Origin of the sequence: Marinomonas gallaica (assembly GCF_001639745.1) — a bacterium.
GTDB classification, from domain to species: Bacteria; Pseudomonadota; Gammaproteobacteria; order Pseudomonadales; family Marinomonadaceae; genus Marinomonas; species Marinomonas gallaica.
Genome location: NZ_LTAX01000002.1, coordinates 212,091 through 233,085, shown reverse-complemented (window position 1 = coordinate 233,085; position 20,995 = coordinate 212,091). Strand labels below are relative to the sequence as shown.

22 protein-coding genes are annotated in these 20,995 nt (G+C 45.4%); 10 read left to right on the top strand and 12 right to left on the bottom strand.

What is annotated here, in order from left to right; genetic code table 11:
• Positions 1-142 precede the first annotated feature (142 nt).
• Positions 143-1,201, bottom strand: a complete 1,059-nt coding sequence (locus tag AYW76_RS03225; RefSeq protein WP_067215681.1) for a 2,3-butanediol dehydrogenase — start codon at positions 1,199-1,201, stop codon at positions 143-145.
• A 272-nt stretch (positions 1,202-1,473) separates the two neighbouring features.
• On the opposite strand from AYW76_RS03225, the gene AYW76_RS03220 reads away from it, so the two are divergent.
• From AYW76_RS03220 to AYW76_RS03205, 4 genes are all read left to right on the top strand, one after another.
• Positions 1,474-2,004 (top strand): helix-turn-helix transcriptional regulator, encoded by a 531-nt coding sequence (locus AYW76_RS03220; protein WP_067215678.1) that lies wholly within the window; start codon positions 1,474-1,476, stop codon positions 2,002-2,004.
• A complete protein-coding gene (locus AYW76_RS03215) occupies positions 2,001-2,729 on the top strand; it encodes an AzlC family ABC transporter permease (RefSeq protein ID WP_067215675.1) in 729 nt (242 codons plus the stop codon). Before AYW76_RS03220 ends, AYW76_RS03215 begins: the two co-directional genes overlap by 4 nt.
• On the top strand, positions 2,726-3,064 hold the full coding sequence (locus AYW76_RS03210) for an AzlD domain-containing protein (protein WP_067215672.1): 339 nt from the start codon (positions 2,726-2,728) through the stop codon (positions 3,062-3,064). The genes AYW76_RS03215 and AYW76_RS03210 overlap by 4 nt, the downstream gene beginning before the upstream one ends.
• 138 nt (positions 3,065-3,202) lie before the next feature.
• A complete protein-coding gene (locus AYW76_RS03205) occupies positions 3,203-4,228 on the top strand; it encodes an alpha/beta hydrolase family protein (protein WP_067215669.1) in 1,026 nt (341 codons plus the stop codon).
• A 92-nt stretch (positions 4,229-4,320) separates the two neighbouring features.
• Here AYW76_RS03205 and AYW76_RS03200 read toward each other — a convergent pair whose 3' ends face one another.
• Positions 4,321-5,337, bottom strand: a complete 1,017-nt coding sequence (locus tag AYW76_RS03200) for an NAD-dependent epimerase/dehydratase family protein (RefSeq protein WP_156489012.1) — start codon at positions 5,335-5,337, stop codon at positions 4,321-4,323.
• 97 nt (positions 5,338-5,434) lie between these two features.
• On the opposite strand from AYW76_RS03200, the gene AYW76_RS03195 reads away from it, so the two are divergent.
• Complete coding sequence (locus AYW76_RS03195) at positions 5,435-6,328, top strand: LysR family transcriptional regulator (RefSeq protein ID WP_067215666.1); 894 nt, start codon at positions 5,435-5,437, stop codon at positions 6,326-6,328.
• 256 nt (positions 6,329-6,584) lie between these two features.
• Here the strand turns inward: AYW76_RS03195 and AYW76_RS03190 are convergent, their stop codons facing one another.
• From AYW76_RS03190 to nhaR, 4 genes are all read right to left on the bottom strand, one after another.
• Positions 6,585-8,177, bottom strand: coding sequence for a response regulator (locus tag AYW76_RS03190; RefSeq protein ID WP_067215663.1), 1,593 nt, complete (start codon positions 8,175-8,177; stop codon positions 6,585-6,587).
• Positions 8,170-9,261 (bottom strand): cobalamin-independent methionine synthase II family protein, encoded by a 1,092-nt coding sequence (locus AYW76_RS03185; protein WP_197467752.1) that lies wholly within the window; start codon positions 9,259-9,261, stop codon positions 8,170-8,172. Before AYW76_RS03185 ends, AYW76_RS03190 begins: the two co-directional genes overlap by 8 nt.
• 321 nt (positions 9,262-9,582) lie before the next feature.
• On the bottom strand, positions 9,583-10,116 hold the full coding sequence (locus AYW76_RS03180) for an RNA methyltransferase (protein WP_067215659.1): 534 nt from the start codon (positions 10,114-10,116) through the stop codon (positions 9,583-9,585).
• A gap of 103 nt (positions 10,117-10,219) precedes the next feature.
• On the bottom strand, positions 10,220-11,110 hold the full coding sequence (gene nhaR / locus AYW76_RS03175) for a transcriptional activator NhaR (protein ID WP_067215656.1): 891 nt from the start codon (positions 11,108-11,110) through the stop codon (positions 10,220-10,222).
• A gap of 126 nt (positions 11,111-11,236) precedes the next feature.
• Between nhaR and AYW76_RS03170 the strand changes: the two genes are divergently transcribed.
• Entirely contained in the window at positions 11,237-11,650 is a 414-nt protein-coding gene (locus AYW76_RS03170; protein WP_067215653.1) for an HPF/RaiA family ribosome-associated protein, read from the top strand.
• Between the two features lie 170 nt (positions 11,651-11,820).
• On the opposite strand, the gene AYW76_RS03165 is transcribed toward AYW76_RS03170, so the two are convergent.
• The gene (locus tag AYW76_RS03165) at positions 11,821-12,366 is read right to left on the bottom strand and encodes a hypothetical protein (protein WP_067215651.1); all 546 of its coding nucleotides are present in this window, start codon (positions 12,364-12,366) and stop codon (positions 11,821-11,823) included.
• A 311-nt stretch (positions 12,367-12,677) separates the two neighbouring features.
• Between AYW76_RS03165 and AYW76_RS03160 the strand changes: the two genes are divergently transcribed.
• Complete coding sequence (locus tag AYW76_RS03160) at positions 12,678-13,496, top strand: arylamine N-acetyltransferase family protein (RefSeq protein WP_067215647.1); 819 nt, start codon at positions 12,678-12,680, stop codon at positions 13,494-13,496.
• 187 nt (positions 13,497-13,683) lie between these two features.
• Here the strand turns inward: AYW76_RS03160 and AYW76_RS03155 are convergent, their stop codons facing one another.
• From AYW76_RS03155 to AYW76_RS03145, 3 genes are all read right to left on the bottom strand, one after another.
• Complete coding sequence (locus AYW76_RS03155; protein ID WP_067215642.1) at positions 13,684-14,409, bottom strand: hypothetical protein; 726 nt, start codon at positions 14,407-14,409, stop codon at positions 13,684-13,686.
• A 187-nt stretch (positions 14,410-14,596) separates the two neighbouring features.
• Positions 14,597-15,043 (bottom strand): DUF4174 domain-containing protein, encoded by a 447-nt coding sequence (locus tag AYW76_RS03150; RefSeq protein WP_082866078.1) that lies wholly within the window; start codon positions 15,041-15,043, stop codon positions 14,597-14,599.
• 86 nt (positions 15,044-15,129) lie between these two features.
• Positions 15,130-16,029 carry a LysR family transcriptional regulator gene (locus AYW76_RS03145; RefSeq protein ID WP_067216079.1) on the bottom strand — a complete coding sequence of 300 codons (900 nt, stop codon included), beginning with the start codon at positions 16,027-16,029 and terminating at the stop codon, positions 15,130-15,132.
• A 97-nt stretch (positions 16,030-16,126) separates the two neighbouring features.
• Between AYW76_RS03145 and AYW76_RS03140 the strand changes: the two genes are divergently transcribed.
• The 3 genes from AYW76_RS03140 to AYW76_RS03130 all read left to right on the top strand — a co-directional run bounded on the left by AYW76_RS03140 (position 16,127) and on the right by AYW76_RS03130 (position 19,117).
• Positions 16,127-17,308: an MFS transporter gene (locus AYW76_RS03140; RefSeq protein ID WP_067215638.1), complete on the top strand. Its 1,182-nt coding sequence runs from the start codon at positions 16,127-16,129 to the stop codon at positions 17,306-17,308.
• Between the two features lie 30 nt (positions 17,309-17,338).
• Positions 17,339-18,142 (top strand): 2,5-didehydrogluconate reductase DkgB, encoded by an 804-nt coding sequence (gene dkgB / locus AYW76_RS03135; RefSeq protein WP_067215635.1) that lies wholly within the window; start codon positions 17,339-17,341, stop codon positions 18,140-18,142.
• 276 nt (positions 18,143-18,418) lie between these two features.
• On the top strand, positions 18,419-19,117 hold the full coding sequence (locus tag AYW76_RS03130; RefSeq protein WP_067215631.1) for a transposase: 699 nt from the start codon (positions 18,419-18,421) through the stop codon (positions 19,115-19,117).
• A gap of 72 nt (positions 19,118-19,189) precedes the next feature.
• On the opposite strand, the gene AYW76_RS03125 is transcribed toward AYW76_RS03130, so the two are convergent.
• Both AYW76_RS03125 and AYW76_RS03120 read right to left on the bottom strand, forming a co-directional pair.
• Positions 19,190-19,780, bottom strand: a complete 591-nt coding sequence (locus tag AYW76_RS03125) for a DUF1176 domain-containing protein (protein ID WP_067215628.1) — start codon at positions 19,778-19,780, stop codon at positions 19,190-19,192.
• Positions 19,781-19,793: 13 nt separating this feature from the next.
• A complete protein-coding gene (locus AYW76_RS03120) occupies positions 19,794-20,810 on the bottom strand; it encodes a glycoside hydrolase family 19 protein (RefSeq protein WP_067215625.1) in 1,017 nt (338 codons plus the stop codon).
• Positions 20,811-20,995 lie beyond the last annotated feature (185 nt).

The window sequence follows — 20,995 nt, the reverse complement described above, 5'->3', positions numbered from 1 at the left end:
TGGCTCTTTCTGAGAGTTGTCCACTTTTAGGCGCAGGTATTTAAAAAAGTTCAAAGTTAGCTATAAGACTTCTCATCCAGAAGCCACATCTGTTCGCGCAAAGAAAATGGTATCGGTTTATGGCCGATACCATTTAATACTGTTAGGGACGAACAATGATTTTCACAGCGGATTCATTATTGTGAATTAACGTATCGAAGCCTTGGGAGATTAGATCGTCTAACTCTATTCTCTGAGTAATAAAAGGCTCTAAATTAACCTTGCCTTGTTCCACTAATTTAATGGTTTCTGCGTGGTTATTTACGTAAGCAATGGTGCCGCGAATATCCAGTTCTTTCATAACGACACTGTGAACGTTTACGGTCGCAGGGTGACTCCAGATAGAGACAATTACAATGGCGCCTGTAGCTTTTGTACTCTCTACTAAGGTATCTAATACTTTGTTGTTACTGGTACATTCAAAAGCCACATCGACACCACGGTTTTCTGTGATTTTCATGACTTCATCTGTGACGTTAACTTCGGTCGGGTCCAAAATATAGTCCGCTACGCCAGTATCGAGCGCTTTTTCTTTACGCTTAGCACTTAGTTCGGTCAGGATGACAGTAATGCCTTTTGCCTTTAACACGGCGGATAACAGCAAACCAATAGGACCGCCACCGCCAACCAGTGCAATATCACCCGCTTTCGCGTCACTGCGAACAAACGCATGATAGCCAACGGCCAATGGCTCAATTAAAGCAGCTTGATCCAAAGGGATTGAGTTAGCAATAGGATGAACCCAACGGCGTTTCACTGCGATTTTCTCGGATAAACCGCCACCGCAACCGCCAAGGCCAATAAAGTTCATATTCTTCGATAAGTGATAATTTTCCCCCGGTCCGGTTGGCACATCATCAGCAATAATATAAGGCTCTACTACCACCTGTTGACCGACCTGAATGTCTTCAACACCTTCTCCCACAGCGTAAACCACCCCTGAAAATTCATGTCCCATGGTGATAGGTGCAGACTCTCCAGAAATAGGATGTGGATGACCACAAGGCGGGATGAAAATTGGCCCTTCCATAAATTCATGTAGATCGGTACCACAGATACCACACCAAGCAACATCAATACCGACTGTACCAGGTTCGACAGTAGGCTCAGGGATATCTTCGATACGGATATCCCCTTTATCGTAAAAACGAGCAGCTTTCATTGAACTTTCCCTGTGTTTAAGTTTGAAAATTAGTGCATAGATTAAGGGAGGTCAAAGAGATGGATCTCCATGCAACCCTAACTGGTTATAACAGCTTATGGCTCAAGAGTTTTATTGGCTGATAGTCTTATAGACCCAATCTTTACAGTACGTCGAAGCTACGTTCCTATGTTCTAGAGAAAAAGCTGCTCAAAAAAACAGACAAGAAAGTTGACAAAACTTTGTTCGATATATAGAACGTTCAATATATCGAACAACTTTAGAGTCATGTAATGGAAAATCCCAATCTCAACAGTCTTGGTCAGAATCTAAAAACCGTGCGCTTAGCGCAGGGGTTGTCCCTGTCTCAGCTGGCGAGCAATGCAGGTATCGCCAAGTCCAATTTAAGTCGAATAGAGCAAGGCGAAGGCAACCCAACCATTGAAACCATTTGGCGTTTGGCGGTGCAGTTAAATGTACCGTTTGGTGACTTGATTGCGGGCAGTCACGAATTCCTAGGGGAAAATGGCATTCAAGTGAAATTGGTCGATCAAGGCTCGGATGATCCAAGAGTCGATGTGTATTGGATGTCTTGCGCGGCTCACACAATGAAAATGTCGGAAGCGCATACTAATGGCACGACAGAACAACTGACGTTGATCAGTGGTGAGCTCTTCGTTGGTCCAAACGATGCTTTGCAGCAACTCACGGCAGGCGACACCTACACGCTCAATGCAGACCAGCCCCATTGTTACCAAACGCAGGAGAAGGCCGCCACACTGATGCTTGTGATTACGTATCCAAACCAAAAGGACGCATCATGAACACCGCAGCGCACTCACTTTTAAGCAGTCCTTGGAAGCAAGGGGCGAAAGACGCCCTACCTCTGCTTGGCGGCTATATTCCCGTGGCGGTTTCGTTTGGCTTATTTTCGGTGCAGGCTGGCTTTGGCGTATTGGAAACCATTTTGGTGTCAGCGTTTATTTATGCAGGAGCGTCGCAATTTCTATTTGTGGCGATGGTGGTATCCGGTGCACCAGTCTGGCTCGTCATTGTCATGACTCTCCTGATCAATTCACGCCATTTGGTCTACGGGCCTAACATCGCGCCGTATTTGCAAAAGGATGTGCGTTGGCTACCGTTGATGCATTTATTAACCGATCAAATCTTTGCTTTGACTCTGACGCGTATGCCGCATATGACGCCAAGCGATCGCCTGCGTTGGTACGTGAGTGCGGGCGTGATTGCATGGCTAAGTTGGATCTTAGGCACTGCCTTAGGTGCTATTGCAGGAGATGAGCTGATTGAGCGCTGGCCGTTAATAAGCGAAGTGTTACCTTTCGCGCTGCCAGCTTTATTTTTAGTGATGGTGCTGCCCCGATGCACGGATCGTCGTTGGACGATCACCATGGTCATGGCGACCAGTACGGCCATGTTGTTGAAGCTGTTTGGCTTTCCCAATATCGCCATTCCCGCTGCGGCGATTTGCGGTGCGTTGGCCTATTACGCCATTCAAGTCCGTTCTATCGATGAAGGGGGGCGATCATGAGTGGTCAAACTTGGGTCATTCTTATCAGCATCGCGTTGGGCACCTACTTGATCCGCGCGTTACCTTATCTATGGATGTCACGAAAGCTCAACAAACAATCCGCACAAGGCAAAATTGCTAGTACTCCTATTTGGCTGACGATACTTGGCCCGACCATGATTGCCGCCATGTTTGGCGCGTCCTTAGTGCCCGTTGAACCGTCTCCACTGTCTTGGCTTGCTACCGTGATTGGCTGCGGTGCAACGTATTTAGTGTGGCGACGCACCCGCTCAATGGGTTATCCCATTGTGGCTGGTGTCTTAGTCTTTGGTGCGCTGATCGTGACTTTGGGATAACTTAATGCGGTCGAGAGTCACTGGAGAGCATGCTACCGGCTTTGCTTGATCTACTGGAGCGATGAATTATAGTAAACTGGCCTATAAAACGAACTGCTAAGGATGAACATGCGTAGGGCAAAGAGATGGATTTTTTTTATGATTTTCTGCGTAATCCTTGGCCTTTCTGTAGCCCTGTTTTCCGGGCTAAACGACTTTGATGTGAGTGATGACGCTGTCCTGAATCTATCGTTTACGTCTCATCAGAATGTACTGGCCGGTTCCTTGATATTACCCAAGCATACTCGCACGCCACCGATTGCCATCATTGTGCATGGGGATGGCGCGCAAACACGCTTTTCCGATGCCAGCTATTTACCCATGGTGAACCGTTTATTAAAACAGGGGATTGGTGTGTTTAGTTGGGACAAGCCTGGTGTCGGCGAAAGCACTGGGGATTGGTTACAGCAATCCATGCAAGATCGAAGCGATGAGGTGATCGCAGCTTATAATAAGATACATTCCCTGCCGGCGCTAAAAGGCAGTCCGATTGGCTTTATAGGATTTTCTCAGGCGGGCTGGGTCTTACCCATTGTCACCAATGAAATGACGCCTGCGTTTACGGTAATCGTCGGTGGTGCGGTCAATTGGCGTCATCAAGGGGCTTACTTCACCAAGCGTCAGCTGGAAGCGCAAGGAGGGCTGAGTTCCGAGCAAGTGGTCTATCAAGTGGCGGACAATTTGACACAAAACGACGCGACCTTTGCCTCCTCTGATACCCTGGACCCGAGTCTACGGCCCGATATGGATCCGAAGCGTTTTGCGTTTGTCGCGCGCAATTATAACAGTGATGCAACCCCCTACCTTGGCACAATGCAGGGGCCGGTGTTGGCCCTCTGGGGAGCAAACGATCAGAATGTTGACCCAGCCTATAATCATGCGATCTACCAACAAATGCTACAACCGAATAAAAAGCAAAGCGCGATTATTTTACCACAAGCCACTCATGGCTTACTCAACGCAACAAGGTTTGATTACCAACTTCCCTCAGAATGGCCCCTCTGGAGCCAAGGGTTATTTATATTAATGGGGCATCATGCTTATGCCCCTAATGCTTTGGATACGATCGGGGCGTGGATAAACAAAGTGGCTCGGATAAAGAGCGTGCTTCCAGAGACTTTTTGAAAGTGTTTGCATTCGCACTGACCGTTTTAAAATGTCCGTGGATATATCTAACGTGTCTCCACATAAGTGTTAAACAGGGTGGGCCGTTAAGATCAGTCTTTATCAGCACGATTTATTAAAGTTGCAGTAATGGCTTCTTTTAATGGAGTATGTGGCTCAGCGCCAAGTAGGGCGATCAGTTTTTGATTGTCGAGGCGCAGCGGCTGTTGCCAAAGGTAACGCATTTCAAGTAGCTCTTTGTAGGTTGGATTGAACACGGAGGCTATGCAAATCATCCACCATGGAAAGGTCTGAATCCGCGGCCTGCTGCCTCGTTGTTGAGCAATGACGTCCGCTGCCGTATTGATCATTTGTTTACCATCATGATCCCAATGACCAGCCATGTGAAAACGAGCAAAATCGGGAAGATCATGTCGGCGCAAGATCAGTTGCATCATGGCTTCCGCTACGTCAGGAATATAGGCCCATTGATGGCCTATCCCTGGTTCAGCAAGATTAAATAGACGTTTACTAGTGACCCCTTTAGGCGCAATCCCTTTTTCAAACCAGCCACTGTTACTGCTTGGGCCGAAAAAGTCACCACAGCGAACCACAACACAGCGTCCTCCTTGCTGTGCAAACGCTTGTAAATTTTGCTCCATTAATACTCGTATTTCTCCCTTTTTACTGGAGGATTTTTGGGGGGTGTCTTCTTCAATGTGGGTACCTGCATGCGCGTCAAAGTTGTATATATTGCCCGGTACTAGAACGCATGCTTGATGGTGTCGTGCAGCTTGTAATGTGTTCTCAAGCATTGGTATGACAAGCGTCTCCCAGTTACGATACCCCGCAGGATTGACAGCATGCACAATGATCTGACACCCCTGACAGGCGTTGACAACATCCTCTTGGTTTAGCGCATCTCCTTGTTGCCAATCAATTTTGGCGTCTGAGGGTAAACCTGTTAGATCTCGCTTGAGTGCAGTGACTTGCCAGCCTTGCTGTAACAGCCGCTGAGTAATGGCTGAGCCAAAACTGCCCGTTGCGCCTAGTACCAAGGCTCTACTAGCTTCCAAATCATGAGTACCTATTGGGCGTGATATCGATTGTAGATGTTGTGTAGCAGTCATCTTGTTGCCTTTTTGTAGTGGTCGAATAGGACAACATTAGCTACTCTTTTAGATATATAAAATTGTCTAAAATAGCCTATCGGATATACAAAATTTTATGGATAAAACCATTAACTGGACGTTATACCACTCCTTTTTAGCCGTTATGGAGCAGGGGTCCTTATCTGGCGCCGCCCGAGTCACTGGCTCTACCCAGCCGACCATAGGACGGCATATCACAGAGCTCGAAAAAGCGCTGAATGTGAGCTTGTTTATTCGTACTCAAACAGGGTTTGTACCAACAGATGTTGCCCATGAACTATTGCCCCATGCGCAGCAGATGGCCGCCACTGCCGCATCGATTCAACGCTCGGCGCAGCGGGTTGGAGAGGGCATAAGCGGCTCCGTTCGAATCAGCGCCAGTGAGGTGGTTGGAGTAGAAATTCTCCCGCCTGTGCTTGCAAAACTCCGGCACACTTACCCTGAGTTAGTGGTTGAATTGGTCGTTTCAGATGCTCCCCATGATCTGCTATACCGAGAAGCAGATATTGCTTTGCGCATGTTTCGACCCACCCAGAACGCATTCGTGGCGCGGTTGATCGGTCAACTTGAACTAGGCTTTTATGCCCATCGAACATACCTTAATCAACATTCAGCACCGCGGACTGTCGCAGACCTGAGTCAACATACACTCCTAGGTTTCGACACAATGTCTGACTATATTCGCAACCATACAGCGGCTTTTCCAATGGCATTGGACCGTACTCTGTTTCAATATCGTTCAGACAGCAGCCTAGCTCAGCTGGCTATGCTGCGAGCGGGCGTTGGCATTGGTGTTTGTCAAAGCGGCTTGGTTGCTGACGACCCTGAAATCATTTCCGTATTGCCTGGCCAGCTCGCGCTCTCTCTTGATATGTGGCTTACCATGCACGAAGATCTAAAGCGCAATCGAGTGTGTAAAACGGTGTTTGATTTCTTAGGTGTTGCATTAGCCGCCGACTATTGCCGTTAGTACTGATGTTGAGATAAGGAATGATTAAACCAAAGCGCGAGATGCGAACAAGCAGCTGAATAGTATTAGTGAGTGAGAAAAGGAATCGAGTCAGGCAAATTGATTTACATCTGATTTCGATTATTTGATGGTTATAGATGTATGGCCTATTAATAAGACTTCGATGTTATCGCGGTGGCCTAACAAAGATTGGAATGAATCGCAGCGAGTGCAATAGACGCTTCTCAAGACGTGCTCTGTGTTCGTCTGAATTACTCTATTGATGTGGTACCTTAGACCATCTATTAAGGGCGCTCTCTAGTAGCGTTAAATTGATGGGCTTACTAACAAAATCACACATGCCTACGTCGAAACAGTGCTTTTTGTCTTCTTCGAATACGTTTGCCGTGAGTGCGATGATGGGCACATCATGAAAGGTCTCCATCTGTTTGATCTCAATGGTGGCTTGCAGCCCATCTTTAATGGGCATTTGCATATCCATAAAGATGAGGTCAAAGTGCCCAGCTTTGCATAAATTAATGGCTTCTTCACCATCTTGAGCGATGGTGATGGCGTTAACGCCTAACCGATTAAGAAAACCCTTAAGCACAATTTGATTGGTTTTATTATCCTCGGCGATTAGTACTGATAATTGCGAATAATCAACCTGTTCTGACGCATGATCATTAGCCTGTATGGGGATGGTTGGCTTTTCGGCTGCGCATTCATTCGTCTCAATAACAAAAAAGAACGTCGATCCTTTTGCAATTTCACTTTCTACTTTGAGTTCAGACCCCATTAAGGTGAGTAATTTGCTGGCAATGGTCAGCCCCAATCCCGTTCCGCCAAATTTTCTCGTAATAGAGGTGTCTGCTTGTGAAAATGCATCAAACAGCTTTTCGATATATTCTTGTTGAATGCCCATCCCTGTATCGGTGACGCTGAACGTAATACTAACGCTTTCTTTCTGCCCCTTTACGATTTCTGCAGCCAAGGTGACTTCGCCTTGATCGGTGAACTTGATCGCGTTGCCGAGCAAATTCATGAGTACTTGCTTAATTCTTGTCTCATCACCTGTGAAGATAATGTCTTCCATCTCAAACTGACTCTTGGACGATAATTTAACGCCTTTAGAAACAGCCAGTCCTCTAAATAACAATTCAAGTTCTTTCAGTAACTTACTCAACACTACTGGGCGATGTTCTAGCTCAATTTTATCCGCATCAATCTTACTTAAGGTCAGGATATCATTAATAATCACCAGCAAGCTTTGCCCAGATGAGGCGATAATATCGAGCATTTCTTTTTGCGAGTCGGTCAGAGGTGTATCCGATAATTGTGTTGCCATGCCCAATATACCATTCATTGGTGTACGTATCTCATGGCTCATGTTCGCTAAGAATTCAGATTTTACTTTAGAGGTTCGTGCAGCCGCTTGAGCCTGCGCGCTTAACCGTGAGTTTTCCTCTTCACGTTGTTTAAGTACAGAAATAGAGACTTGAAGGGCGGCAGAACGAAGCAACTCATCATTACTATTATGCATGGAAGGATGCACTTGAGACGCGATGCTCGTACTTTGCGCCATACGAACAATGTTGCCGGAAGCACTGACTTCTTGCTCCACCAAAACAGTTTGCCGATTATTGATATACTCTAAAGGTTTTTTGTTTTCGCCACGGCCTGCCCATGACAAGTCTAGCGCTCTCTCTGGCAATAAACAGGCATCGTAAATTTCTTTGGCGCTGATGCCTTTTTTCAGAAGAGACGCGGCATCAGAAAATTCCTCGGCGAAGCCCGACGTCCAGTCGAGCAAACACTGCTGATCATCAAACACGGCAAAACTACGACTGAAGGGTCGCAACTCATTCATGCAGCATTCCTTGCTCATTTGTTAATTTTTCCGCCGCCATAGCGGTTCCCAACACGCGTGCACGAATCTTAGCAAACGCCGTTTCGCGCGTGGTTGAGACATCATCGCAAAAAGGTGAAAAGCCACAGTCGTCCGTAGTCCCCAGTTGTCCTAAAGGTATATAGCGAGCTGCGAGTAACACCCGTTGGCAGACTTCTTCAGGTGTTTCAATGGCAGGGTCAATGACATCGATCACACCGATAAATGCTCGTTGATTCGGTTTTAAATAACGTGCCACGATCTTTAAGGCCCGTTCTGGATTGTCTTCCCCCGCCATGGCAATGTAAAAGTTGCCCGCTTTCAGTTCAAATAGACTTGGCAGCAGCTCAGCGTAATCCACATCCGCGCTGTGGGTCGAATCGTGATCCGCACCAGGGCAAGTATGAATGCCTATTAGTGCCCGTTCCTCTTCACTAAAGCGCACTAGCACTCGATTATTGAGCTCTATAAAAGCGTTTAATAAACCACCGCTTGGGTCCAGTTTCACGGCCAAACGCCCTTCGGTAAAATCAATTTGAACTTTATAAGCGCCAGCCTCAAAACAACCACGAATTTCTCTTTCCTGTTCATCGACTAAGTCATTTAAAAAGTCTTCTCGACTGTAATCCGGCAAGCTTTCTGCTGGGTACAATAAGCTTAGGGCAGAGATAGAAATGATAGACTGTTTGACTGGAAGCTCGGTGAAGCTCTTAGCAACGTTAAACGTTTTGTACGCGTTAAGCATAAAACGGAATGGGCCAGCTGTAAGCCGAGGTAAGCGCCGCACATGCCCATCTTTAAAGGGAATTTCGAGACCATCGGGGGCGAGATTTTTAGCCCCTTCTACAGAGTAGGTGACGAAGTTGTGAGTCTTTCGCTGTTCTCCATCACTTAAAATTGGCGAGCCAGTCAATTCAAAGGCGCGTATAGTCTGCTCAATCGCTTCCTCATAAAATGCTTCCATTTCCGCTGAGTCGATCTTACCTTCATCAAACTGCCGCTGCGCCTTCATTAATTCTGGTGATCGAGGGAGGCTTCCGATGGCTTCAGTAGGTAACAACATCATGTTTTACTCTCCTTACAAAGACCTTAATATCCAAGCAACATTCAAACTTTCTTTACAAATAGCAGTGTAGACCATTCTTTTATTATGGAGAAAGAATAAGTCTTCTGGCTGAAACGCACTTTCATTAAGAGGTAGGTGAGTCGTTGATCTTTGTGGACAAGTAGCCCAATAGAATAGCTGTATCATTTTAAACTAAACATGACTTATTCACCGTAGTTCTAAGTCATACGAGAAGTGTTGAACCTTAGAAAGAATGTCGTTTGAAGGGCGCCGCGAACGATTTTTTGTGTTGTGATTAAGCGGAATTATGGGGGGATTCTGCTAAGGGACAGTTTTACGGACCACTACGTTATTGTTCGCGTCTTTCGATTTCCGTATTAGGTCATCCCCCGCAAGCGCTTTAGAAGATTTCGCCAAACGGTCGTATAAAACAACATTTACGGATGCCGCTAAGTTCATGCAGCCGATGGTTGGCACAAACACAACGTGATCGGCAGCATCCACTACACTTTGGGCGATGGTTCCATCTTCTGGGCCGAAGATGTAGAGCGCTTTATCGGGGTGAGAGAAAGCGGGTAATGGCGTAGCACCGGGGATTAGGTCAACACAGACGATTTGAGTATCGTCGTCAACGGCATCACAAAAATTGAGCACTTCCAAACTATCAAGGTGCTGCAGCGGGATGGCATTCGACATCTTTTTCGTGTCGGTGGACATTTTCAGCGCGCGGTTGAAACGCGTCCCTGAGTACAGCACTTTATCAACCTGATAGCAGCCTGCTGCCCGCATGACAGAACCGACATTTTCGGTACTCTTTGGATTGGTTAATCCGATGGTGACAAATTCGGTTCTCATGGCTGTTGTTCTACGTCTGAAAGTTAAAATAGGCGCGCATCATAGCACTTCTAATTGTGTTGCGGCGCATTCTCTTGTTACGCCCTGTTGTCATCAATGCCGTTTAACGTAGCCATTCTTGCGCCGCGTTATTAATGGCGATCAACGCTGGGTTGGAAAGCCGACGCTCTGTAGCGATGGCAAAAAACTGCTCGCGGATCTCTTCAGTGCTGCCAATAATATCCACTTTAAACTGCTCGGAGACTTCTTGAGCAATGGCTGATGGCACAATAAATACGCCGGCACCTGCTTGACCAAAGGCTTTCATCAGCGCGCGGTCGTCAAACTCTCCTGTAATTCTTGGGTGAATACTGTGTTTCTCAAACCACTGCAATAGCTGTGCTTGAATAATGGATTGATCGCTTGGAATCAAAAACGGTGCGCCGACTAAGCAGTGTGGAAACGGTGTTCTATAATGGTCGGCCACTGAAGCTGCAGCCATAAATGACGTCCCACACTCGCCTAAAAAGTGGTTAAAGCCACGCACACCCAAATGTGGTGGAATTTGACCATCCGCAATAATTAAATCGAGTTTATGTAAGGCTAACTCGCCGAGTAGGCTTTCTAGGCTGTTTTCTTTGCATACAAATCGAACTGGGTCATCCAATGACATGGCTGGCTCAAGTAGTCGATAGGCGATGGATTTTGGCACCGAGTCAGCGATACCCACTCGCAGTAATTGTGTTCGATCGGTCGAGGCGGCGCGAACAGATTGCTCTAGCTCACTGCCAAGAGAAAAAATTTCGTCCGCATAGCTGAGTACCATGCGGCCATTATCCGTCAGTTCTAGATTGCGCCCAACCTTTGCAAATAAAGGCTTTCCTAGCTGTTCTTCGAGTAAGCTGATTTGTCCGCTGATGGTTTGTGGTGTGATGTGTAGGTGTTCGCTGGCTTTGCTGATACTGCCTTGTTTTGCTGTGACCCAGAAATAATGCAAATGTTTGAAATTAAGCATACAGCCTCCGATACATCGAAAAAAACTGATTATATTTTTAGATAATTCGATTATATCTTATGGGTTTTTGTTAGTAACGTGAAGTTTCCAACATAACTTATCCAAACATGGGTAAAGGAGAACAAGATGAAAATTAAAGTACAAGCACGTCGTTTTGCGCTTACTAAAAGCTTGAAAGAGTACGTAAAACGTCGCCTTAATTTTGCATTGGATCCCCGTGGAAATGATATTCAACAAGTGACGGTGACACTGTCGGACGTTAATGGACCAAAAGGTGGTGAGGACAAACACTGTCAGGTGCTGGTAAAAATAAGCGGCCAAAATGATGTCGTTGTCAGTGATAAACAAGCGGATATGTACGCGGCAATTGATAAGGTCGCAGGGCGTACAAGTCGAACCGTTTCTAGAAGAATAGAGCGTTTGCAAGGTAAAACGACACGACTCAAAGCGTCATTACATAAAATGAGAGCACCGAAGAAAATGCCGCGCGATATTTATGAAGAGTATGAGAATGAGTACGGCTACTATCGCCACGCATAAACTCCTCTGACGTTGCGCTATAAAAAAACAAATATTGTTATGAAGAGCACGCCTCAAAAAAGCGCGCTCTTACTTTCTAGATGGCTAACAAAGTACTTTTATTATTCTGCGTTTGGCATAGCAAGAAAGTAGAACTAATTTTTCTCAGCCCCAAGTCGCTCGACAATAATTTAGTTTATTTTATGGAATGGACGCTTATAGTCGAGTCTGGTTGGTCTCTGTAACGTCGTATCTTGGTCGTCAACGCCTGCGTAGAAAGTGCCGTTCTTAATGTAAATGATGTTGTATTCTTCAGGGTAGAAGTCGGCGCCATCGGAGTGCATAGTGCGAGAGTTCATTTCGGTGACGATAGTGCCATCATTTAGCATAATGCCATTTCCAAGCTTGAATTTGATAAGTGCTGTTGGGTTTGGTGCCTCCCGATAGGGCTGGGTGCAGCCAGCATCTATGTAGTTTTTGATGTCTGTGGTGAATTCGCTACGGCTGAAGGATATTGTAACAATATCAAAGTGCGGTGAACCGTCTACAGGCCCGCATGGTTTTCTCCAAGAGCCTTCAAGTTCACTTAGTGTCACAGTAGCGTTATATTCTTTCCCTGTATTGTTACCTTCGTTTTCTATATCGGGATTTTCATAGATGCTTTTGGGATAAGTTTCATGACCTACGCAGCCAGCCATTAGCACCGTAACTAGACTTAACAATACGAGCTTTGCCATAGCTATTTTTCCTTACAAGATTGTCTGTTTTTTGAACCCTAATATTATTGTCGCATAAGGCGAATTTCGGCAACATATATACCCCTTAGTGGAGAAAATGAGAGTCGACTCTCACCTGCTCCCCAAGCAATTGTTACATTGGTTGGTCTTGGTATACTGGTGATAGGCGCATCATCAATACTATTGCTTATTTCCTGTTTAAGTCGCATTCCAAAACAAAGCGGGTTTTCTGTTACTATTCTACACCAATTCAAAATAACACCGCTCTGGACACGCTGCTCCAGCATGTTGCTTATCAACAGGAATGAGACATGATTCACCTGCAAAACTACTTTGCCCGTATTAATTATCAAGGGCCAACCACATCAGAGCTTTCTACCTTAAAAGCCATTCACGCGCTGCATCCGGCACATATTCCTTTTGAGAACATTGATGTTCTGCTTGATCGTGGTATTAGTCTGGAGCTTGATAATATCCAGCAAAAATTAATCGATTATCGCCGTGGCGGTTACTGCTTTGAACACAACGCTCTTTTTATGCAGGTGCTCAAACAACTGGGATTTGAAGTCGAATCGTTGATGGCTCGCACCGTTTGGCGACAACCCGATAATATGCCTCTTGGCCCAAGAACCCACCAAGTTCTAAGAGTTCGAGTCGACGGCGAATGGTGGCTAGCAGATGTCGGTTTTGGTGGCATGGTGTTGACTGATCCATTGCGCTTGGACACTGATCAAGCGCAGCAAGGGCAACACGAAGCGTTTCGTTTTAAGGCACACGATCACGGCTGGCTGTTACAAGTTAATATTCAGGATGAGTGGCAAGACTTATACGATATTGGTAGCCAACCTCAGGAGCCGATTGATATTGATGTTGCAAACTGGTTCACCTCGGCGAGTCCCCAATCCAAATTTCGTCACAACCTAATGATGGCGCGGGCTACACCAGACACTCGTTATGCGCTGTTGAACAATCGCCTAACGATCCGTCCACGCAACGGTGTCGCGGAACAACGAGAATTAAATCCTGAGGAATTAGCCGCTGCGTTAGAAGAGTGCTTCGAACTAAAGGTCGAAAGCGAATGGATGCCACTGCTAGAAAGGATTGTTGAAAAAGAAATTGAGGGCAGATGAAAATAGAACCCTGTTCGTCTTCTTGATCTAGAAAGTGTGTGCCATAAGGTGTTAAAGAATCTGATATTGATGAATAGGATGTTCATCAATATCAGATTCTTTTTATAAAAGTACACGCAACAGTATTAGGTAAACCCCGTTAGAGCCAACATGGTCGGTCACCCCATATATAGGAGTTTATCCATGCTCAGATAAAACCTGCTTTACGATATAGATTCACCACATCTTGAGGGACATTTCCCCCAGCAATGCCCTCTCGCAACGACTCTAAAAAGTCGGCACCAGTGTTAACTTCGTCGTAGCGACCATCGCCAGGCTTTAACATCAGATACGCCTTGGAATCGTAATCATAGGCTAATTTAACGTCTTCGCCATAGCGGCTTTGTAAGCTATTTTCGACCTTTAACAAATCAATGCGCTCTAATGCTTGTCTTACCTGCTGCAGCAATGACTGTGACTTATTCTGAGCTAAAGGCACGCTTTCAATCGAATCACCTATAGAATGAATTCGTCCTGAGCCTTGATAAGGGGTACCCGCGGAGAAATCGGCTTCCACATACGTCGCATTCGCCTCTGCCTCTCGCCAATAGTTAGCACTTTGCATCTCAGGCGGCACGTCCCAACTAAGCCCAAAGCCATCTTGGCTATCTAACTTATGACCCGCCACCACTACGTCATAACCATTTATGCGCTCGATCTCCCAGTTGTCACGATTGACCTGACGTTCGGATGTTGCTTCGACAGGCGACGTGCTTGTTTCTTCAGCCGTATCATAATACCAAGGCTGCTGTGCGTTATTCTTTCGCTCTTGCTCAAAGTACCTAAACTCTTGTATGGGGTCGCGATCTTGTTTCGGTGTCGTCGGAAACCCCGTATTAGGCGATTGAGTATAGAGTGATCTATTGATTTGCATGGTCACACCTCCTTTTGTAGTGAATGAAACTAGCAAAATTTAGACCAAGCCTAAAAAATATTATAAAACAAAGGGATAAGGTCGAAAATAGAGTGTTGGCGGCAAAAAAACGCCAATTAAACAGGAGCTTATTGCCCGGTAACAATGATCAACAGGTCTGCGTGGTAGAGAACAGTGTCAAATAGGGTTAAGGCTCATTTGCTCCCGATTGCTTCTCTCGCATCTCTCTAATACGCATTGGCATGTGGTCGATATCACCAAATAAGCGTTTCAAATCCAACCCAGAAATGCGTTCCTTCAGGCCACCATCCTTACCAATCAGAATGACTTCATTGTCGCTAAGTGGATATTGGTTTCTTATTTGGCTTAACAAGTTTGGGCTGGTAGCACCTTTGTAGTTGGTTTGAAGTTCATTATTCGATAGCACAAACCAAATCACATCCCGATCGATGATACCGTGACTCGCTTGACGAAAAAAACCTGTCAGCTCGTCGCTATTATCCTTACTATTGGCCACTATGATACGGTTTTCCCAGAGCAAATCTTTCAGGCTCGTTATCTCATCACAGCTCGCCATGGCGGTCTGAGTGAAAGCTGAAGCGGCCAGCGCGTAGGAAATTAGGTAACGCTTCATAGGCACCTCCAAAATGGATTAATTTTCATCTGACCCCAATTGTTTCATCTGACCCCAATGTTCGCCAACGACCCCAATGTCCCTAATTATTTAGCAATGCTGAGGCTTATACGATCAGACATGTAATCTAAAAATGCCGTTATCCGGCTGGCAAGTGTGGTATTGCGATAATACACCGCATGCACGGGCTCCCGCTCATTCGGGCTAACTGTGTATTGTTCCAATACTTTGATGAGACGGCCACTCTTTAAATCTTGCATAATCATAAATTCAGATAACAAGGCGAACCCTTGTCCTGCAAGACATAATTGGCGCATGGTTTCACCACTACTGCAATGCAGAGTGGGGCGCAGGGTCACTGCAGAAGAAAGCGGCCAACGATTCAAATGAGGGGCATCGGTAAACCCCAACACCTGATGTTTTAGTAAGTCTTCTGGCACTCGTGGAGCACCGTAGCGATTAAGATACTCTGGCGATGCGACAACATGCAAAGGGCTTTTGCCAAAGTATCGCGCATGCAGATTTGAATCCTTAAGTGAACCGATCCTAAAAGCCAAATCCGTGCGGCGCTCAATCAAATCTATGATATTTTCATTTGCCACCAACTCCAGCTCTACCTGCGGATAGCGTTCACGAAAGCCTGCCACATGGGGGACTAGTTGATGCAGGATAAAAGGTGTTGCCGCATCAACTCTCAAGCGTCCCGCAGGAATGCCTTTTAGTACCTTTAATTCCTCTTCTGCAGCAGCAAGTTGTTGTAAGCCTAGACGTACTTGCTGGGTGAACTGGTGTCCTTCTTCCGTTAACTCAAGCCTTCTAGTTGTTCGGTTTAATAGTGTGCTATCCAATTCTTTTTCAAGGCGACTGACGGCACGAGACACTTTCGCCACTTGAATATCGAGAATCCGCGCAGCTGAAGAAAAGCTGCCACTATCAACTACCGTGAGAAGAATTTCGAGATCTTGGTTACGAGATATTATTGTCATTTTTGTAAAAGTAATTTGTTGTTGATGCTGTTTTTGCAAAAAATAGCATTGGGCATACTGGCACGCAAGTTCTACATAACCTTAATTGGAGATTGAAATGCCCATTGCTCTACTCGCACTGACCCTCAGTGCATTCGCGATTGGTACGACCGAGTTCGTTATTGTCGGTTTGGTACCTACTATCGCTCAAGACCTTAGTGTGTCCTTGCCCTCAGCTGGCTTGTTGGTCAGCTTGTACGCTTTAGGCGTGGCCATTGGCGCCCCGGTATTAACCGCTCTGACTGGTCGCTGGCCCAGAAAGCATGTCTTACTTTCGGTCATGACACTGTTTGTGATTGGTAATGTTCTGGCTTGGATGGCCCCTAGCTACGGCTCACTGATCACTGCCCGCATCCTTACCGGTCTTGCTCACGGTGTGTTCTTTTCTATCGGCTCAACCATCGCAACTGGGTTGGTTAGTAAAGATAAAGAAGCCAGTGCTATTGCCATCATGTTCACCGGTCTTACTGTTGCTCTGGTGACTGGGGTGCCGCTAGGCACATGGATCGGCCAAAACTTTGGTTGGCGTGCAACCTTTATGGTGGTTGCCGTTCTTGGCTTTATCGCACTGATCGGTAGTGCTATATTGATCCCTAAAAACTTAAAGCAATCAGCCCCTGCACGTATCTCACAGCAGCTTAGTGTTCTGACTCAACCACGTTTATTACTGGTCTATGCCATGACAGCCGTTGGTTACGGCGGCACTTTTACTGCCTTCACTTATCTTGCGCCCATTTTGCAACAAGTCTCAGGTTTTGATGCCAGTGCTGTAGGGCTGATCATGCTGGTCTATGGCGTCTCTGTTGCGTTCGGCAATATCTGGGGTGGCCGTTTGGCAGACCGTTTGGGACCAATCAAAGCTTTGAGTTACATCTTCACTGCACTGGCTGTCGTTCTTCTAGTGTTCACGTTTACCGCAAGCAACTCTGTGGCAGCAGTACTGACGATCTTAGTTTGGGGTGCCTTTGCCTTTGGTAATGTACCCGGTCTTCAAGTGTATGTTGTGCAACTGGCAGAGAAGTACACGCCTAACGCCGTTGATGTGGCATCTGGTTTAAACATCGCCGCCTTTAACGTAGGCATTGCTTTAGGTTCGATTCTTGGCGGCGTCATTATTGAGCGCATGTCTCTCATGGACACCGCTTGGATTGGCGCCATTATTGTTGTCATTGCACTCATATTGACTCGCTTTTCTGGATCTTTGGATCAGCGTCAAACCTCTGCTCAAGCAGCACTTTAACCCTTAGCAATACATTAATAGGAGCATTTTATGAATACGATTCCATCACTTGGTTTTGGCACCTTTCGTCTAGAAGGCGACACCGCATATCAATCCGTAAAGTCTGCATTAGAAGTTGGCTATCGCCATATCGATACCGCACAAATTTATGGTAATGAAGTAGAGGTTGGTCAAGCCATTGCTGACAGTGGCATTGATCGCTCAGAGCTGTTTATCACAACAAAAGTCTGGCTCGACAATTTAGCTACTGAGCACTTTATAAAGAGTGTTCAGGAGAGCCTAACCAAATTGCAGATTGATCAAGTAGATCTCCTGCTTATTCACTGGCCTGATGCGACTAACAAGATACCTTTAACCTCTTATCTTGATGACTTAGCTCAGGCTCAAAAACAGGGCTTAACCAAACACATAGGCGTTTCTAACTTCACCATCCAACATTTGGAACCAACCATTCAACAGTTAGGTGAGGGAGCCATATTTACCAACCAGATCGAAGTGCACCCCTATTTGCAAAATCGTCAGGTCATTGAGTACTGTCATCAACACAATATTCGTGTAACAGGCTTCATGCCTCTTGCTGTCGGCAAAGTCATGGAAGATGAAGTGTTACAATACATTGCCAAAGCTCACCAAACCTCCGTCGCGAATGTGGCGCTTGCTTGGCAATTACAGCAAGGGTTTATTACTATTCCCTCTTCCACCAAACGTGCAAATCAAGAGGCTAATTTAGCCGCATTCGATTTAGCTCTGACGAACGAAGACATGCAACGTATCGCTGGGCTTGAAGCCAACGAGCGCATTGCAAACCCTGACTTTTCTCCAGAATGGGACTAATAGAGGTCGCTGTGAAATTGGGGTCAGATGAAAATATAAAGCAATGACCCACTTATTGACCTAATAAGTGTTTGTCATAAGATGTTAACTAACCTGATATGAACAGGATGTTCATATCAGCGCCTTTTCAGTGAAATTGGGGTCAGATGAAAATATAGAACAATGATCCCCTTCTTGACCTAGAAAGCGTTTGTCATAAGATGTTAATTAACCTGATACGAATAGGATGTTCATATCAGCGTCTTTTCAGTAAAGCTAATTTCAAAGGAGTGAAATATGGCCAGGCTTCCCCGTCTTTGTCCTATTGGTATCCCTCAACACATCATCCAGCGTGGCAATAACCGCCAAGTGTGTTTTGCCAGAGAAGATGATTTTATTACCTACACACATTGGTTAACCGAGTATGCTGAACAGTTTCAGGTGAAAGTCCATGCATGGGTGTTTATGACAAATCATTTACATTTACTGGCGACGCCCATGATACAAAATGGAATTTCGTTGATGATGCAGGCGCTTGGTCGCCGCTATGTGCGCTACTTCAATTACACCTATCAACGTACTGGTACATTGTGGGAAGGGCGCTTTAAGTCCTGTGTCATTTGTGCGGAGGAGTACTTTTTTATATGTCAGCGCTATATAGAACTAAACCCCGTCAGAGCCAACATGGTCGCTCATCCCATCGACTACAAATGGTCGAGCTACCAATTTCATGCCCAAGAATCACTCGAACTGCAAAGTGGCCTTTGGCAACCACACGAGCTTTATCTCAAACTTAGCCGTCAGCAACGAACGCGAGCGAAGCGTTACCAAGCACTATTCAAATACCATATACCAGAAGAAGAGCTCGGACGTATTCGCAATGCTACCCAATCTGATATGGCACTGGGGGATGGCAGATTTAAAGAAGAGATCGAGGCGCTAACGGGAAGGCGAGTGACGCCAAAAAAGCGAGGTAGAAAACCGAGTCAGGTTTAATTTTCATCTGGTTTAATTTTCATCTGACCCCAATTGTTTTGTTTCAATTGTCCGTTCTCAATTGTCCGTTCTCTATTTAATCAGTGGCCATTGGGTTGGATCATATACTGCTTCCTTAGAGGCTTTATCATTAGATAATGGCTGGTCACTGCATGAGCGTTCTCGTCGTTTTAGTAAACGCGCTGGAGTTTGCGCATCACCTAACTGAAATACACGGTATACACCACAGTCCCCAGCTCCTCTGGATAAACTTGTAATGGCAAGTTGGTGCAAGGCTTTATTATAGTGTAAACGGCCAATGACTTTTTTAGGATCCTCTGTGCTATTTGGGTCGCCAAGCTCGAGCTGACGTACATAGTGGTCATCTGCTTGGTAGGTGTATAGGGTGTACGTCGGCTGGTAGGCTCCTGGGACACACATGACGGTTACTAGCTGCCCTTGCTGTTCTAGATCATAGGTCTCTACATCCGCTACGTAATCGCATTCTCGATCCCAACGTAATATCTTTTTCCATTGCCATTGGCTATTGCTCCAACCGTCTGGGCCAGACCAGATGTCATGATCGTAATCTTTTAGTAAGTCGAGTTGGTGGGTATCTGTCTGCGCACAGGCAGACATAGCGATGGCGCATACTAATAATAAAGGACTAAAAGGCTGTTTCATTGCGAGCTCCCGTTTAAGCAGCTGAGGCTAATAGGATAATTTCAAAGTCTTCTGCATAGTTAGCAATCGTTTGCGCTTGGTCAACGCCGTTAATCACTTTACGAGCACTTTTGTAGTCGGCTGTTACGGCGTTGATATAGTCACCGATCTTCTTGCCTGTATAGATGCCTTTTTGCATTCCCCATACTAAGCCAACGTAGGCGTTCTCTTTTTCAAGCGCTTTTTCAGGGTGTAGATAGATGCTTGCTATGGCATTGCTGATTTTAAAGCCTGTATTAAAATCAGCAGGTTTTGTTTTCGTTTTATTGGGGTAACTACCATTGCCAATTTTTTCATCAAGCCTTTGGTAGTTGTAGCCCCATGTTAGCTGTACATAGCCACGGCCATAGTATTTATTCTTATATGTTTTTTTCGTAGTTGGGTCTGTTACGGTAATTTCTTCTCCATAAGTATGCCCTGCTCCTTTGCCATATTCTTCTATCCCTCTAAATGTGTGGGCAGTTTCATGCTTAGTTGTTGCTAGCATATAGGCAAGCTCTTTAATATTATCAAGGTCCGTATCGGCTTTAGCCGTTGTTAATATATATTCAAGGCCATCTTTATTGTCTGAGGATAAGACTGCGTATTGTTTTTGGTAATATGAAATGATCTTTTGAACCGTGATGGATGATGTTTTTTTATTCGCTATTTTGCTTCTTACAAACTTAAGCCTATCATTTTTAATCACAGTCTTAGGATGGTTAAGTATGGATCTTATCGTAGAGCCACTTGGTGAAATCCAGCCATCAACGACGCTCATGCCACTGGCAATTTGGTATGCTTCAATACGTTCATTTAGATCGTTTACTATATCCCCACTAATTTTCATTTTGGCGAGAGGGGGTACGTTATCAATTTTTTCAAGGGTATAATTTTTTTCAGAAGTTGGACTTACTGTTTTATAGATGGGGATTTCATTTAACAACAGCTGCATTATTATGACATCGACAGGCTTATTAGTTTTTTCTTTCCCAACGCTTTTTTTAATCATATCTAATCCCTTTATGAAAAATCTAATCTTTGACTGTTTTTGAGAAATCATTAAAATCCAAATAATCGAGAGTGTTTATAGCACTTTTTACTTAAAGTGATCTCGAATAGCATGAAGGTTCTATGTTTTTTCATTATATTACACATCGCTGACAGTTTGTTTGACTTAATAACAGCTCATTATAG